General features: G+C 57.8%; 8 protein-coding genes. 1 reads left to right on the top strand and 7 read right to left on the bottom strand.

Annotated elements, in window-relative coordinates:
* Positions 1-33 precede the first annotated feature (33 nt).
* Together relA and rlmD are read right to left on the bottom strand one after the other, a co-directional pair.
* A complete protein-coding gene (relA, locus tag HMPREF1144_RS00265; RefSeq protein WP_004853643.1) occupies positions 34-2,271 on the bottom strand; it encodes a GTP diphosphokinase in 2,238 nt (745 codons plus the stop codon).
* 97 nt (positions 2,272-2,368) lie between these two features.
* Positions 2,369-3,712, bottom strand: coding sequence for a 23S rRNA (uracil(1939)-C(5))-methyltransferase RlmD (gene rlmD / locus HMPREF1144_RS00260; protein WP_042926659.1), 1,344 nt, complete (start codon positions 3,710-3,712; stop codon positions 2,369-2,371).
* A gap of 122 nt (positions 3,713-3,834) precedes the next feature.
* On the opposite strand from rlmD, the gene barA reads away from it, so the two are divergent.
* Positions 3,835-6,588: a two-component sensor histidine kinase BarA gene (barA, locus tag HMPREF1144_RS00255; RefSeq protein ID WP_009651550.1), complete on the top strand. Its 2,754-nt coding sequence runs from the start codon at positions 3,835-3,837 to the stop codon at positions 6,586-6,588.
* A 49-nt stretch (positions 6,589-6,637) separates the two neighbouring features.
* Here barA and HMPREF1144_RS00250 read toward each other — a convergent pair whose 3' ends face one another.
* The 5 genes from HMPREF1144_RS00250 to HMPREF1144_RS00230 all read right to left on the bottom strand — a co-directional run bounded on the left by HMPREF1144_RS00250 (position 6,638) and on the right by HMPREF1144_RS00230 (position 12,833).
* The gene (locus tag HMPREF1144_RS00250) at positions 6,638-7,777 is read right to left on the bottom strand and encodes a glycerate kinase (protein ID WP_009651594.1); all 1,140 of its coding nucleotides are present in this window, start codon (positions 7,775-7,777) and stop codon (positions 6,638-6,640) included.
* A gap of 71 nt (positions 7,778-7,848) precedes the next feature.
* Entirely contained in the window at positions 7,849-9,189 is a 1,341-nt protein-coding gene (gene gudD / locus HMPREF1144_RS00245) for a glucarate dehydratase (RefSeq protein ID WP_004853647.1), read from the bottom strand.
* A gap of 19 nt (positions 9,190-9,208) precedes the next feature.
* Positions 9,209-10,549 (bottom strand): enolase C-terminal domain-like protein, encoded by a 1,341-nt coding sequence (locus HMPREF1144_RS00240; protein WP_042926655.1) that lies wholly within the window; start codon positions 10,547-10,549, stop codon positions 9,209-9,211.
* On the bottom strand, positions 10,546-11,904 hold the full coding sequence (gene gudP, locus HMPREF1144_RS00235; protein WP_004124361.1) for a galactarate/glucarate/glycerate transporter GudP: 1,359 nt from the start codon (positions 11,902-11,904) through the stop codon (positions 10,546-10,548). Before gudP ends, HMPREF1144_RS00240 begins: the two co-directional genes overlap by 4 nt.
* 485 nt (positions 11,905-12,389) lie before the next feature.
* Positions 12,390-12,833 carry a flavodoxin gene (locus tag HMPREF1144_RS00230; protein ID WP_004124364.1) on the bottom strand — a complete coding sequence of 148 codons (444 nt, stop codon included), beginning with the start codon at positions 12,831-12,833 and terminating at the stop codon, positions 12,390-12,392.

Genomic DNA, 12,833 nt, shown 5'->3' with positions numbered 1-12,833 from the left:
AGCGCCTGACCCGGCTGACATAAGCGTGGGCGTTTATCCGCCGTGCAGACGACGGGCGTCGATGACGTCAGGTACCTGATTCAGCTTCGCCAGTACGCGCCCCAGCACCTGCAGGTTGTAGATCTCAATGGTCATATCGATCGTCGCCATCTGCTGTTTAGTATCGCTGCGGCTGGCAACGCCCAGCACGTTGACCTTCTCATTGGCGAGAATGGTGGTAATGTCGCGCAGCAGGCCGCTACGATCGTTGGCCTGGACGCGCACCACCAGCGAGTAGCCCGCGGAGTAGCTCTCTCCCCACACCGCGTCAACGATGCGCTCGGGAGCATGAGACTGTAGCTCCGCGAGCTGATCGCAATCCGCGCGGTGCACCGAGATCCCGCGGCCCTGGGTGATAAAGCCCACGATCTCGTCGCCGGGAATCGGCTGGCAGCAGCGCGCAATGTGGTGCATCAGATTGCCAACGCCCTCCACCACCACGCGACCATTGTCTTTGCTGCGATTCTGCGGAGCGTGGGTTTTCTGCTGCAGCTGCTTTAGCGCCGCCGCATCCTGCTCCGCCGCGCTGGGTTTATTAAACTGCGCCTGCAGGAAATTAACCATCTGGTTGAGGCGAATATCGCCCCCGCCAATCGCCGCCAGCAGTTCGTCCTGCTCGTTAAAGTTGTAGCGCGGCAGCAGATGCTTTTCCGCGTCCTTCAGGCTGATGCCCAGATGCTCGAGCTCATCATCAAGGATCTGCCGCCCGGCAAGAATATTCTTGTCGCGATCCTGCTTGCGGAACCAGGCGTGAATTTTGGAACGCCCGCGGCTGGTGGTGACGTAGCCAAGATTCGGGTTCAGCCAGTCGCGGCTGGGGTTGGGCTGCTTCTGGGTGATGATTTCAATCTGGTCGCCCATCTGCAGCTGATAGGTGAACGGCACAATACGCCCGCCGATTTTCGCCCCGATGCAGCGGTGGCCGACATCGCTGTGAATATGGTAGGCAAAATCGAGCGGCGTCGAACCCGAAGGCAAATCCACTACGTCGCCCTTCGGCGTAAAGACATAAACCCGGTCATCAAAGACCTGGCTACGCACCTCATCCAGCATCTCGCCGGAATCGGCCATCTCTTCCTGCCAGGCGATTAGTTTACGCAGCCAGGCAATGCGATCTTCATAGCCGCGCCCGCCGCTGGCCGCTGCGCTGGCGCCCTCTTTATACTTCCAGTGCGCGGCCACGCCCAGCTCGGCATCTTCATGCATCTGGCGGGTACGGATCTGAATTTCAATGGTTTTGCCGCCGGGGCCAAGCACGACGGTATGAATTGACTGGTAGCCATTAGGCTTGGGATTGGCGACGTAATCATCGAACTCATCCGGCAGATGGCGGTAATGAGTATGCACGATCCCCAGCGCGGCATAGCAGTCCTGCAGGCGCTCGGCGACAATACGCACCGCCCGCACGTCAAACAGCTCGTCGAAGGCGAGATGTTTTTTCTGCATTTTGCGCCAGATGCTGTAGATATGCTTGGGACGCCCGTAGACCTCAGCCTTGACGCCCTCGGTTTTCATTTCCGTGCGTAAATGGCTGACGAATTCATCAATATAATGTTCACGATCGATGCGCCGCTCGTGTAACAGCTTAGCGATTCGCTTATATTCCGCCGGATGCAGATAGCGGAAGCAGTAATCTTCAAGCTCCCACTTCAGCTGGCCGATCCCCAGGCGGTTGGCCAGCGGCGCGTAAATATTGGTACACTCTTTTGCCGCCAGTACGCGCTCATCTTCCGGCGCATCTTTCACTTCACGCAGATGGGCGATGCGCTCGGCGATTTTAATCACCACGCAGCGGAAGTCATCGACCATCGCCAGCAGCATGCGGCGAATGTTGTCCACCTGTTCAGAGGAGACCGAATCCGTATGGGTGGCTTTAAGCTGGCGTATCGCGGCCATGTCCCGCACGCCGTGGATCAGGGTGACGACCGATTTCCCGACGCTTTCCTGCATGATCTCTTCGCTGACGACGTTGCCGTCCGCCAGCGGGAAAAGCATCGCCGCGCGCAGCGTATCGATATCCATGCTCAACATGGAGAGAATTTCCACCATCTCCACGCCGCGCCATAGCAGGAGATCGGCCTGCGGATGCCCCTGCGTTTTCTCTCGACAATAATCCCAGGTTTCGGCTAAGCGTTCACACGACTGCTGGCTGGAAATTCCCAGACTCGCGATCCATTTCTTCGGGTCAAATTCACCAGCTTTATTTAAATGTGCACTTCTTACCGCAACCATTGTCCTCTCCTTAAGGGACCGCCTGCCGAAGTCGGCAAGCCTCAACTTTTACACTTCATCCTTCAAACCGCGCCAACGCTGGCGTTCGTCTTTTATCTCAGTCACCTGCTTCTGAGGATGCCGCTTCACTGCGATTTGAATGATTCTTGTGCTCAAACAACACCATTGATTCCAGATGTCCGGTATGCGGGAACATATCGAGCATCGCCAGGCGTTGAATGGTATATCCCGCCTGCAATAAAACGTCGCTATCGCGCGCCAGGGTCGCCGGGTTACATGAAACATACACCACCCGACGCGGCGCTAATTTTATAATATGTAACATTACGCCCGCCGCGCCGGCGCGCGCCGGGTCGAGCAAGACCTTATCAAAACCGTGCTTCGCCCACGCCTGGCGGGTGACGTCCTCTTCCAGGTTTTCATGGAAGAAAGTCACATTATGCAACCCGTTCAACGCCGCGTTCTCCTGGCCCTTCGCCACCAGCGCGGGAACCCCTTCAACGCCAACCACCTGCGCCGCACGCTTCGCCAGCGGCAGGGTAAAGTTGCCCATGCCGCAAAAGAGGTCCAGCACGCGATCCTGAGGCTGGATATCCAGCCATTCCAGCGCCGTGCGCACCATCAGCTGGTTTACGCCATCGTTCACCTGGATAAAATCGCGCGGACTGAACACTAAGCGTAGACCGTCCGAGGTATACCAGGGGGCTTCCCCGCGAATATGTTCCAGTATCTCGCTTTGCGGGGCGAGGTACAGGGAAAGACCGTGAGATTGCGAAAAACGTTCCAGCTTTTCTTTATCTGCCGCGGGAAGCGCCGCCGTATGGCGCAATACCATCAGCGGGCCGTTATCCGCCTGCACCAGCTCAACGTGGCCAAGCTGACGCACCGATTTCAATTCGCTAAGACATTCACGTACCGCAGGCAATAGCGCACCAAGAGTGGGCACCAAAACGGGGCACTGCACCACATCGACGATCTCGCTGGCGTTAGCCTTGCGGAAGCCCATCTGTAATTGTTGGGACTTTGGCTGATAATTCAAGCTCAGACGCGCCCGGCGGCGATAGCCCCACGGCGAACCGGCTATAATGTCATCAACCTCGCGCTTCATCAGCCTCGCGAGCGCGGCGCGTTTGCTCTGCTGCTGCAGCTCAATGCTGGCGTGCTGCTGCTGGCACCCGCCGCAGATGCCAAAATGCGGGCAGCGCGGCGCCTGCCGCTGCGGGCTATCGCTAAGACGGCGTTTAACCTGGGCGCGGGCGTACTGTTTTTTATCTTCGACCACAACAACGTCAGCCTGCTCCTGTGGCAATAAACCGCTGATAAACAGCGCCTTACCCTGATGACGCGCAACGCCCTGGCCGAAGGGGTCAAGGTCATTTACTGTAACGGTTATGATCTGGCGCGTCGTCACACGCCGTTTTGCAGAGTAGAATTGCGCCATCGTAGAGATTTGTCTCAATTAAATATACTGACTCTGGATAAGAGTTCGGTCAGGATGAGCCAGAGTGACAACGCACCAGCCTCCTGAAAGATGATGTGTATATTCTCCCATAATGGAACCGCATGACCAACTACAGCCTTCGTGCCCGCATGATGATTCTTATTCTGGCGCCTACCGTCCTGATCGGTCTGCTGCTCAGTATTTTCTTCGTCGCACACCGCTATAACGACCTACAGCGCCAGCTGGAGGATGCCGGCGCCAGTATTATCGAACCGCTGGCGGTCTCCAGTGAATATGGCATGAATTTGCAAAACCGCGAGTCAATCGGGCAGCTCATCAGCGTGCTGCACCGCCGCCACTCCGATATTGTGCGCGCCATTTCCATCTACGACTCGCACAACAGGCTGTTTGTCACCTCTAACTTTCAGCTCGATCCCGGCGAGCTTCAGCTGCCAAAAGGGGAACCCTTTCCCCGCCGCCTGAGCGTAGTGCGCCACGGCGATTTGATGATTTTGCGTACCCCTATTATCTCGGAAAGCTATTCACCGGATGAATCGCCGGGAAGCGATGCCAAGATGCCGGACAATATGCTGGGCTACGTGGCGCTTGAGATGGATCTCAAATCGGTGCGGCTACAGCAGTACAAAGAGATCTTTATCTCCAGCGTGATGATGCTGTTCTGTATCGGTATTGCGCTGATCTTCGGCTGGCGGCTGATGCGCGACGTGACCGGGCCGATCCGCAATATGGTGAACACCGTTGACCGCATCCGCCGGGGCCAGCTTGATAGCCGCGTCGAAGGCTTTATGCTCGGCGAGCTGGATATGCTGAAAAACGGTATCAACTCCATGGCTATGTCGCTGGCGGCCTACCACGAAGAGATGCAGCATAACGTCGATCAGGCGACATCGGATCTGCGGGAAACGCTTGAACAGATGGAAATCCAGAACGTCGAGCTGGACCTGGCGAAAAAACGCGCGCAGGAAGCGGCGCGAATCAAATCCGAATTCCTCGCCAATATGTCTCATGAACTGCGCACGCCGCTCAACGGCGTCATTGGCTTTACCCGCCTGACGCTGAAGACCGACTTAAACACCACCCAGCGCGATCACCTGACTACCATTGAGCGTTCCGCGAATAATCTGCTGGCCATCATTAACGATGTTCTGGACTTCTCTAAGCTCGAAGCCGGGAAGCTTATTCTGGAGAGTATTCCGTTCCTGCTGCGTACTTCGCTGGACGAGGTGGTCACGCTGCTGGCGCACTCGGCGCACGATAAGGGGCTGGAGCTGACGCTGAATATCAAAAACGATGTGCCGGATAACGTCATTGGCGACCCGCTGCGCCTGCAGCAAATTATTACCAATCTGATGGGCAACGCCATCAAGTTTACCGAACACGGCAATATCGACGTGCTGGTGGAACAGCGCGCCATCAGCAACTCAAGGGTACAAATCGAAGTCCAGATCCACGATACCGGTATCGGAATTCCTGAACGCGATCAGTCGCGTCTGTTCCAGGCGTTCCGCCAGGCCGACGCCAGCATCTCCCGTCGCCACGGCGGAACCGGACTTGGGCTGGTCATCACCCAGCGGCTGGTGAAAGAGATGGGCGGCGATATCTCCTTCCATAGCCAGCCTAATCGCGGCTCGACGTTCTGGTTCCATATCAGCCTCGACCTCAACCCCAACGCGGTTCCCGACAGCGTGCCAACCCAGTGCCTGGCGGGTAAAAAGCTGGCCTATATCGAGGCCAACGCGGCGGCGGCGCAGTGTACGATGGAGCTACTGGCGACAACGCCGCTGGAGGTGGTTTACAGTCCGACGATGACCGCCCTACCGGATGCTCACTACGACATCCTGCTGGCCGGCATTCCCGTATCAATACGCGACCTGAGCCAGCATCGCGATAAGCTGGAAAGAGCCAGCAAGCTTGCCGATCATCTGGTGTTGGCCCTGCCGTGCCACGCTCAGGTCAGCGCCGAAACGCTGCGCCAGGACGGCATTGCCGCCTGTTTGCTTAAGCCACTGACCTCAACGCGCTTACTGCCGGCGCTGACGGCCTCCTGCCAGACGCAGCCGACGGTTCTGCCGCCGCGTTCCGACAGTAAGAAGCTTCCGATGACGGTCATGGCCGTTGATGACAATCCGGCGAATCTCAAGCTCATCGGCGCCCTGCTGGAGGATTTAGTCCAGCACGTTATCCTCTGCGACAGCGGCCAGCACGCCGTCGAGCGGGCCAGAGAAACGCAGCAGGATCTGATTCTGATGGATATTCAGATGCCGGAGATGGATGGGATCCGCGCCTGCGAATTGATTCACCAGCTCCCTCATCAACAGCAAACGCCGGTGATCGCCGTGACCGCCCACGCGCTGGAAGGGCAGCGAGAGAAATTACTTAGCGCGGGGATGAACGACTATCTGGCGAAACCCATTGAGGAGGATAAGCTCTACAGCCTGCTGCTGCGCTACCAGCCGGGAAAGACGCTACCGCCGCAGGTCGCCGCGGAGCCTGTTGAGCCGCCCGTTAACCATGACATCACCCTCGACTGGCAGCTGGCGTTGCGTCAGGCGGCGATGAAACCGGATCTGGCGCGGGAAATGCTGCAGATGCTGCTCGCCTTTATGCCGGAGGTGCGTAACAAGGTAGAAGAACAGCTGGTGGGAGAGCAGCCGGAAGGCGTGCTGGATCTCATTCATAAGCTTCACGGCAGCTGTAGCTATAGCGGCGTGCCGCGGCTGAAAAAACTGTGTCACACCCTTGAGAGCCAGCTACGCGCGGGCACCGACGCCGAGGAGATGGAGCCGGAGTTTCTGGAGCTGCTGGATGAAATGGACAACGTCGCGCGCGAAGCCTGTAAGCTGTTGGGGATTTAGAGGATGTAAAAGGCGAGCCCCGGTCTGCGCTTCGCGACCGGGGAAAAACCTATAATAGCCGGCCCATTTTCAGCACGGCGGCGACGTTTCTCGCCGTCATACGCACGTTTTCGGCGGCATTTTCCAGTGCTTGCTCCAGGGTGCAAACGGAATAAATCACGCTGAATACCGCATCCAGGCCGTGCTGATGCACGACGCCGACGTCAGGCGTCAGGCTCCCGGCAATGCCGATGACCGGCAGGTTGTAGCGTTTTGCCACCCTCGCCACGCCAACTGGCACTTTGCCGTGAACCGTCTGGCTATCGATACGCCCTTCACCGGTGATCACCAGGTCCGCATCCGCCACGATATCGGCAAGATGGAGCGCATCGGTCACAATCTCAATGCCCGGCCGCAGCTTTGCGCCACAAAAGGCGTACAGGCCCGCGCCCATTCCCCCCGCCGCGCCGCCGCCTTCAAGATGCAGCACATCAAGTTCTAAATCGCGATGGATAATATCGGCAAAATGGGCCAGCGCGCTGTCCAGGCAGGGGATCATCTCCGCCGTCGCCCCTTTCTGCGGCCCAAATACCGCCGTCGCGCCCTGTGGTCCCGTCAGCGGGTTGGTAACATCGCAAGCGACGTCAATACGACAGCCGGCCAGGCGTTGATCAAGTTCGCTAACGTCGATGCGCGCGAGGCTCTCCAGCGCGCGTCCGCCGGCGGCAATCTGCTGGTTATCTTTGGTCAGCAGTTTCGCCCCCAGCGCCTGTACCATCCCGGCGCCGCCGTCGTTCGTCGCGCTGCCGCCGATGCCGATAATAATTTGACTCACTCCGGCATCCAGCGCATGGCGAATCAGCTCGCCGGTCCCCCATGAAGTGGTCAGCAAAGGATTTCGCCGCGCCGGCGGTACGCTCTCCAGGCCGCTTGCCGCCGCCATTTCAATAAATGCGCACTGCCTATCGCCCGACAGGCCATAGAAGGCCTCCACGGGTTCACCGAGCGGACCGGTGACGGTGACCGCAATCCGGCATCCCTGGGTCGCGGCAACCATGGCTTCAACGGTTCCTTCGCCACCGTCGGCAACCGGCATCTTGACGTACTCCGCATCGGTGTAAATTTCCCGAAAACCTTGTTCTATCGCGGTTGCGACATCCAGCGCACTCAGGCTCTCCTTGTATGAATCCGGTGCGATCACTATCTTCATATGCTGTCCTTAAAATGAACGATTACCCGACGCCGTGCAGGAAACCGGCCCCCGAAGGGACCGCTATTTCTTTAGCGCACCATGCACGGACGCTTGTTATCAAACGTCCAGTTCGGGATCAAATACTGCATGCCCATCGCGTCATCGCGCGCGCCCAGGCCGTGTTTCTGGTACAGCTCATGGGCTTTCATCACCTGATCCATATCGAGTTCCACGCCCAGACCCGGTTTCGCCGGTACCTGTACCATCCCGCCTTTAATTTCAAAGGGCTCTTTGGTCAGACGCTGGTTACCCTCCTGCCAGATCCAGTGGGTGTCGATGGCGGTAATTTTACCCGGCGCTGCCGCCGCCACGTGGGTAAACATCGCCAGCGAGATATCAAAGTGGTTGTTAGAGTGCGAGCCCCAGGTCAGGCCAAACTCGTGGCACATCTGCGCCACGCGGACGGAACCCTGCATGGTCCAGAAGTGCGGATCCGCCAGCGGGATATCGACGGACTGCAGCGACAGCGTGTGGCCCATCTGACGCCAGTCGGTCGCGATCATATTGGTCGCCGTCGGCAGACCGGTGGCGCGGCGGAACTCCGCCATCACTTCGCGTCCGGAGAAGCCCTGTTCTGCGCCGCACGGATCTTCCGCATAGGCCAGAGAGCCTTTCAGGTATTTGCCAATTTTGATCGCTTCATCCAGCGACCACGCGCCGTTCGGATCGAGGGTCACGCGCGCCTGCGGGAAGCGCTTCGCCAGCGCAACGATGGACTCCGCTTCCTCTTCCCCGGCCAGTACGCCGCCTTTCAGTTTAAAGTCATTAAAGCCATATTTCTCATACGCCGCTTCCGCAAGGCGCACCACCGCATCCGGGGTCATCGCTTCATCATGACGCAGGCGATACCAGTCGCATTTGTCATCCGGCTGGCTCTGATACGGCAGCGGCGTGGCTTTACGGTTGCCGACGAAGAACAGGTAGCCGAGCATTTCCACTTCGCTGCGCTGTTGGCCATCGCCCAGCAGAGACGCCACGTTCACGCCCAGATGCTGGCCCAGCAGGTCAAGCATCGCCGCTTCGATCCCGGTCACTACGTGAATTGTGGTACGCAGATCGAAGGTCTGCAAACCGCGTCCACCGGCGTCGCGGTCGGCGAAAGTATTGCGCACGGCGGTCAGCACGTTTTTGTATTCACCCAGCGTCTTACCGACCACCAGCGGGATCGCGTCCTCCAGGGTGGTGCGGATTTTCTCTCCGCCGGGGATTTCACCGACGCCGGTATGGCCGGAATTATCTTTGATCACCACGATATTGCGCGTGAAGAACGGGGCGTGCGCGCCGCTCAGGTTCATCAGCATGCTGTCGTGGCCCGCGACCGGAATGACCTGCATAGAAGAAACAACGGGGGTCGAAAATTGTGCGCTCATAATTTAGTCCTTATTCAAATCAGTGACGGCCGAAAACGGGGCGTTTACGGTCAAAAGTCCATCCGGGGATCAGGTACTGCATTGGGCCTGCGTCATTACGCGCGCCGCCGGGCAGCTTTTTATACGCCTCATGCGCTTTCTGTACCTGATCCCAGTCCAGCTCAACGCCAAGCCCTGGCGCGTCCGGAACGGCAATTTTTCCGTGCTTAATCTCCAGCGGATTTTTAGTCAGGCGGCAATCTCCCTCCTGCCAAATCCAGTGGGTATCAATGGCCGTGGGGTTACCCGGCGCCGCCGCGCCTACGTGGGTGAACATGGCCAGTGAAATATCAAAGTGGTTATTGGAATGGCAGCCCCAGGTCAGGCCCCAGTCATCGCACAGCTGCGCCACGCGCACCGCGCCGGACAGGGTCCAGAAGTGCGGATCGGCCAGCGGAATATCCACGGCGTTCAGCATCACCGCATGGCCCATTTCGCGCCAGTTGGTGGCGATCATGTTAGTTGCCACCGGCAAACCGGTGGCGCGGCGAAACTCCGCCATCACTTCGCGGCCGGAAAAGCCCTGCTCGGCGCCGCAGGGGTCTTCGGCGTAGGTCAGCACATCGTTCAGCCCTTTGCACAGGGCGATGGCTTCATCCAGCAGCCAGGCGCCGTTAGGGTCGACCGTAATGCGCGCATCCGGGAAACGCTTCTTCAGCGCGCGGGCGGTTTCGATCTCCTGCTCGCCGGGCAGCACGCCGCCCTTGAGTTTGAAATCTTTAAAGCCGTAGCGATCCTGCGCGGCTTCCGCCAGCCGCACCACCGCCTCGCTGTTCAGCGCTTCCTGATGACGCAGGCGATACCACGCGTGGCTGCCCGGCGTGCTTTCCAGATAGGGCAGATCGGTCTTCGTACGATCGCCCACGTAGAACAGGTAGCCCAGCACGGTTACCGCATCGCGCTGCTTACCCGGTCCCAGCAGTTCGCAAACCGGCACGTTGAGCGCCTTGCCCAACAGATCCAGCAGTGCAGCCTCCAGCGCCGCCACCGCGTTCACCCGCAGTTCGAACGTCCAGGCGCCTTTACCAAAGGTGTCAAAATCCGCGGCCTGGTTGCCTTTATGCACCTGCTGAACCACTTTATTCAGGCGGGCGATTTCCTGCCCCAAAACCATCGGGATCGCCTCCACCAGCGTCTGATGAATCACCTCGCCGCCGGGCGCTTCGCCGACGCCGGTATTGCCGGCGCTGTCGGTCAGCACCACGATATTACGGGTAAAGTACGCGTTATGGGCACCGCCGATATTGAGCAGCATACTGTCCTGCCCGGCCACCGGGATAACCTTCATGTCCGTGATGACGGGGCTCGATTGCGTTGTCATGATGATTGTCCTGCCACAGGTTTCAGTTCAATACGCTTAATATCGCCGACCAGAACCAGATAGCTCAGCACCGCCACCAGCGCATGGACCCCTACATAAATCAGCGCGCCGTTAAACGAACCGGTGGTGCCAACGATGTAGCCAATCGCAATCGGCGTCACGATGCCGGAGATATTGCCGAACATGTTGAACAGACCGCCGCTCAGGCCGCTGATCTCTTTCGGCGCCGTATCCGCCATCACCGCCCAGCCCAGCGCACCGATGCCTTTACCGAAGAAGGCCAGCGCCATAAAGCCGATGATCATCCACTCCACGTTGACGTAGTTACAGAACACCATCACCATCGACAGCAGCATCCCCATCACGATCGGCGTTTTACGCGCGATGTTCAGCGAGCCGGTACGCCGCATCAGCCAGTCGGAAATAATCCCGCCGAGCACGCCGCCCGCGAAGCCGCAGATAGCCGGCACCGAAGCGACAAAACCGGCTTTCAGAATGGACATGCCGCGCGCCTGCACCAGATAAACCGGGAACCAGGTGATAAAGAAATAGGTTAAAGCGTTGATGCAGTACTGTCCGATATAGACGCCAATCATCATGCGGGAACCCAGCAGCTGCTTAATTTGCCCCCATTTTACGCTAAACGGCACTTTGGCTTTGGCCGCCGCCTGATCCATGTTGATCAGCGCGCCGCCTGCGGCGATGTAATCCAGCTCTTTTTGGTTCACGCCCGGATGCTGATTGGGTTCATGAATGACCTTCAGCCAGACAAAGCTGATGATAATCCCGAGGCCGCCCATAAAGAAGAACACGTGCGACCAGCCCACCTCATGGGTCAGCCAACCCATGATTGGCGCAAAAATAACGGTGGCAAAGTATTGCGCGGAGTTAAAGATAGCCACCGCGGTGCCCCTCTCCTGCGCCGGGAACCATGCCGCGACGATACGGCTGTTTCCGGGGAAAGATGGCGCTTCGGCTAGGCCGACAAGGAAACGCAGGGTAAACAGCGCGACGATAATGCCGAAGCCGCTGAAGATATCGACGAAGCCCTGCAGCAGGGTAAACATGGACCAGATAAAAATGGACCAGAAATAGACGCGTTTTGAACCGAAGCGGTCAAGCAGCCAGCCGCCTGGGATCTGACCGATAACGTAGGCCCATGAGAAGGCGGAGAAAACATAACCCATGCCAACGGCGTCAAGACCAATATCTTTGGCCATCTCCGATCCGGCAATGGATAAGGTGGCGCGGTCGCCGTAGTTGAAGGATGTGACGATAAACAGCATCACCACTATCCAGTAGCGAGCATTAGTGCGCTTTTCAGCGCCGCTCGCCGCCTGACTTAATGAACTCATTGTTGCACTCCTGAATCATAGCGTTAGCTACGTTCATTCTGAACAGCACAACCTGTAGGGTACTCAGAATGACGTGTTAGTGTTTTTCATTGTTTTCGTTATATCTGGCACTGCATTGGGAACTGGCAGGGAAAGTATAAAAAGAGGGGCTGCCGGGCTCACCGTGCAAATACACAGCTTTCACTGGCTGAGCAAATCTGATTTATGGCGTATGCCTAACGAGATGGGGGATGGTTCACGGAAATGAAAAACCGCGCCCGTTGAGAGGTGGAGAGGGCGGTACAAAAGACAGGAGTGTGAATCAACTCTCTTGACCCCGTGAAATAGCCCGGTAAAGACCCTGGCATAACACAGGTTTTAAGGCAAATGCCCGAAGCCAGCCGCGCGGAGAATTGGTACGATCTTTTTGACCGTTAATCTGGCACTGGCATTGAACATCAGTAATAAAAGGGGCGCCCTCTATTGTAGGGAGAGGGCGAAACTTTTTAGTCAAGCAGCGTCGCCCACTGCGTTACCCATGGGTTAGAGACGCTTTCGGGTTCCGGATCTTCGCTGGCGTCAATCATCAGCATATCGCCCACGCGCGTGCCGCCCTGCTCCTGCAATAACGCATCAAACTTCAAACCGCCGCCGCAGAAGTTGGCGTAGGTGCTATCGCCCAGGGCGATAATGCCATAGCGTAAATGCGGCTGATACATATCTTTGATGCCTTCGTACAAGGGCACAATGCTGTCCGGTAAATCACCCTGCCCGGTGGTCGAAGTCACCACCAGCGCATATTTCCCGGTATATGACTCCCAGTCTTTGACTTCAGGATCTTCAAAGACTTTCGCCTGATGACCCAGCCCGCTCAAAATAGCCTGCGCCTCTTCGGCGACCAGGAGCGAATTTCCATACATTGTACCGACAAAAATTCCGACTTCCGCCAT

The sequence above is a fragment of the Klebsiella sp. OBRC7 genome (assembly GCF_000293135.1).
Lineage (GTDB): Bacteria > Pseudomonadota > Gammaproteobacteria > Enterobacterales > Enterobacteriaceae > Klebsiella > Klebsiella michiganensis.
Note: the sequence above shows the minus strand (reverse complement) of the source record. Positions and strands in the feature narration are given on the sequence as shown.

Excerpts from the sequence above, each read along its gene's own strand:
- HMPREF1144_RS00240 (WP_042926655.1), bottom strand. The coding sequence starts at position 10,549 with ATGACAACGCAATCGAGCCCCGTCATCACGGACATGAAGGTTATCCCG.
- rlmD (WP_042926659.1), bottom strand. The coding sequence starts at position 3,712 with ATGGCGCAATTCTACTCTGCAAAACGGCGTGTGACGACGCGCCAGATC.
- barA (WP_009651550.1), top strand. The coding sequence starts at position 3,835 with ATGACCAACTACAGCCTTCGTGCCCGCATGATGATTCTTATTCTGGCG.
- HMPREF1144_RS00230 (WP_004124364.1), bottom strand. The coding sequence starts at position 12,833 with ATGGCGGAAGTCGGAATTTTTGTCGGTACAATGTATGGAAATTCGCTC.
- gudP (WP_004124361.1), bottom strand. The coding sequence starts at position 11,904 with ATGAGTTCATTAAGTCAGGCGGCGAGCGGCGCTGAAAAGCGCACTAAT.
- HMPREF1144_RS00250 (WP_009651594.1), bottom strand. The coding sequence starts at position 7,777 with ATGAAGATAGTGATCGCACCGGATTCATACAAGGAGAGCCTGAGTGCG.
- gudD (WP_004853647.1), bottom strand. The coding sequence starts at position 9,189 with ATGAGCGCACAATTTTCGACCCCCGTTGTTTCTTCTATGCAGGTCATT.
- relA (WP_004853643.1), bottom strand. The coding sequence starts at position 2,271 with ATGGTTGCGGTAAGAAGTGCACATTTAAATAAAGCTGGTGAATTTGAC.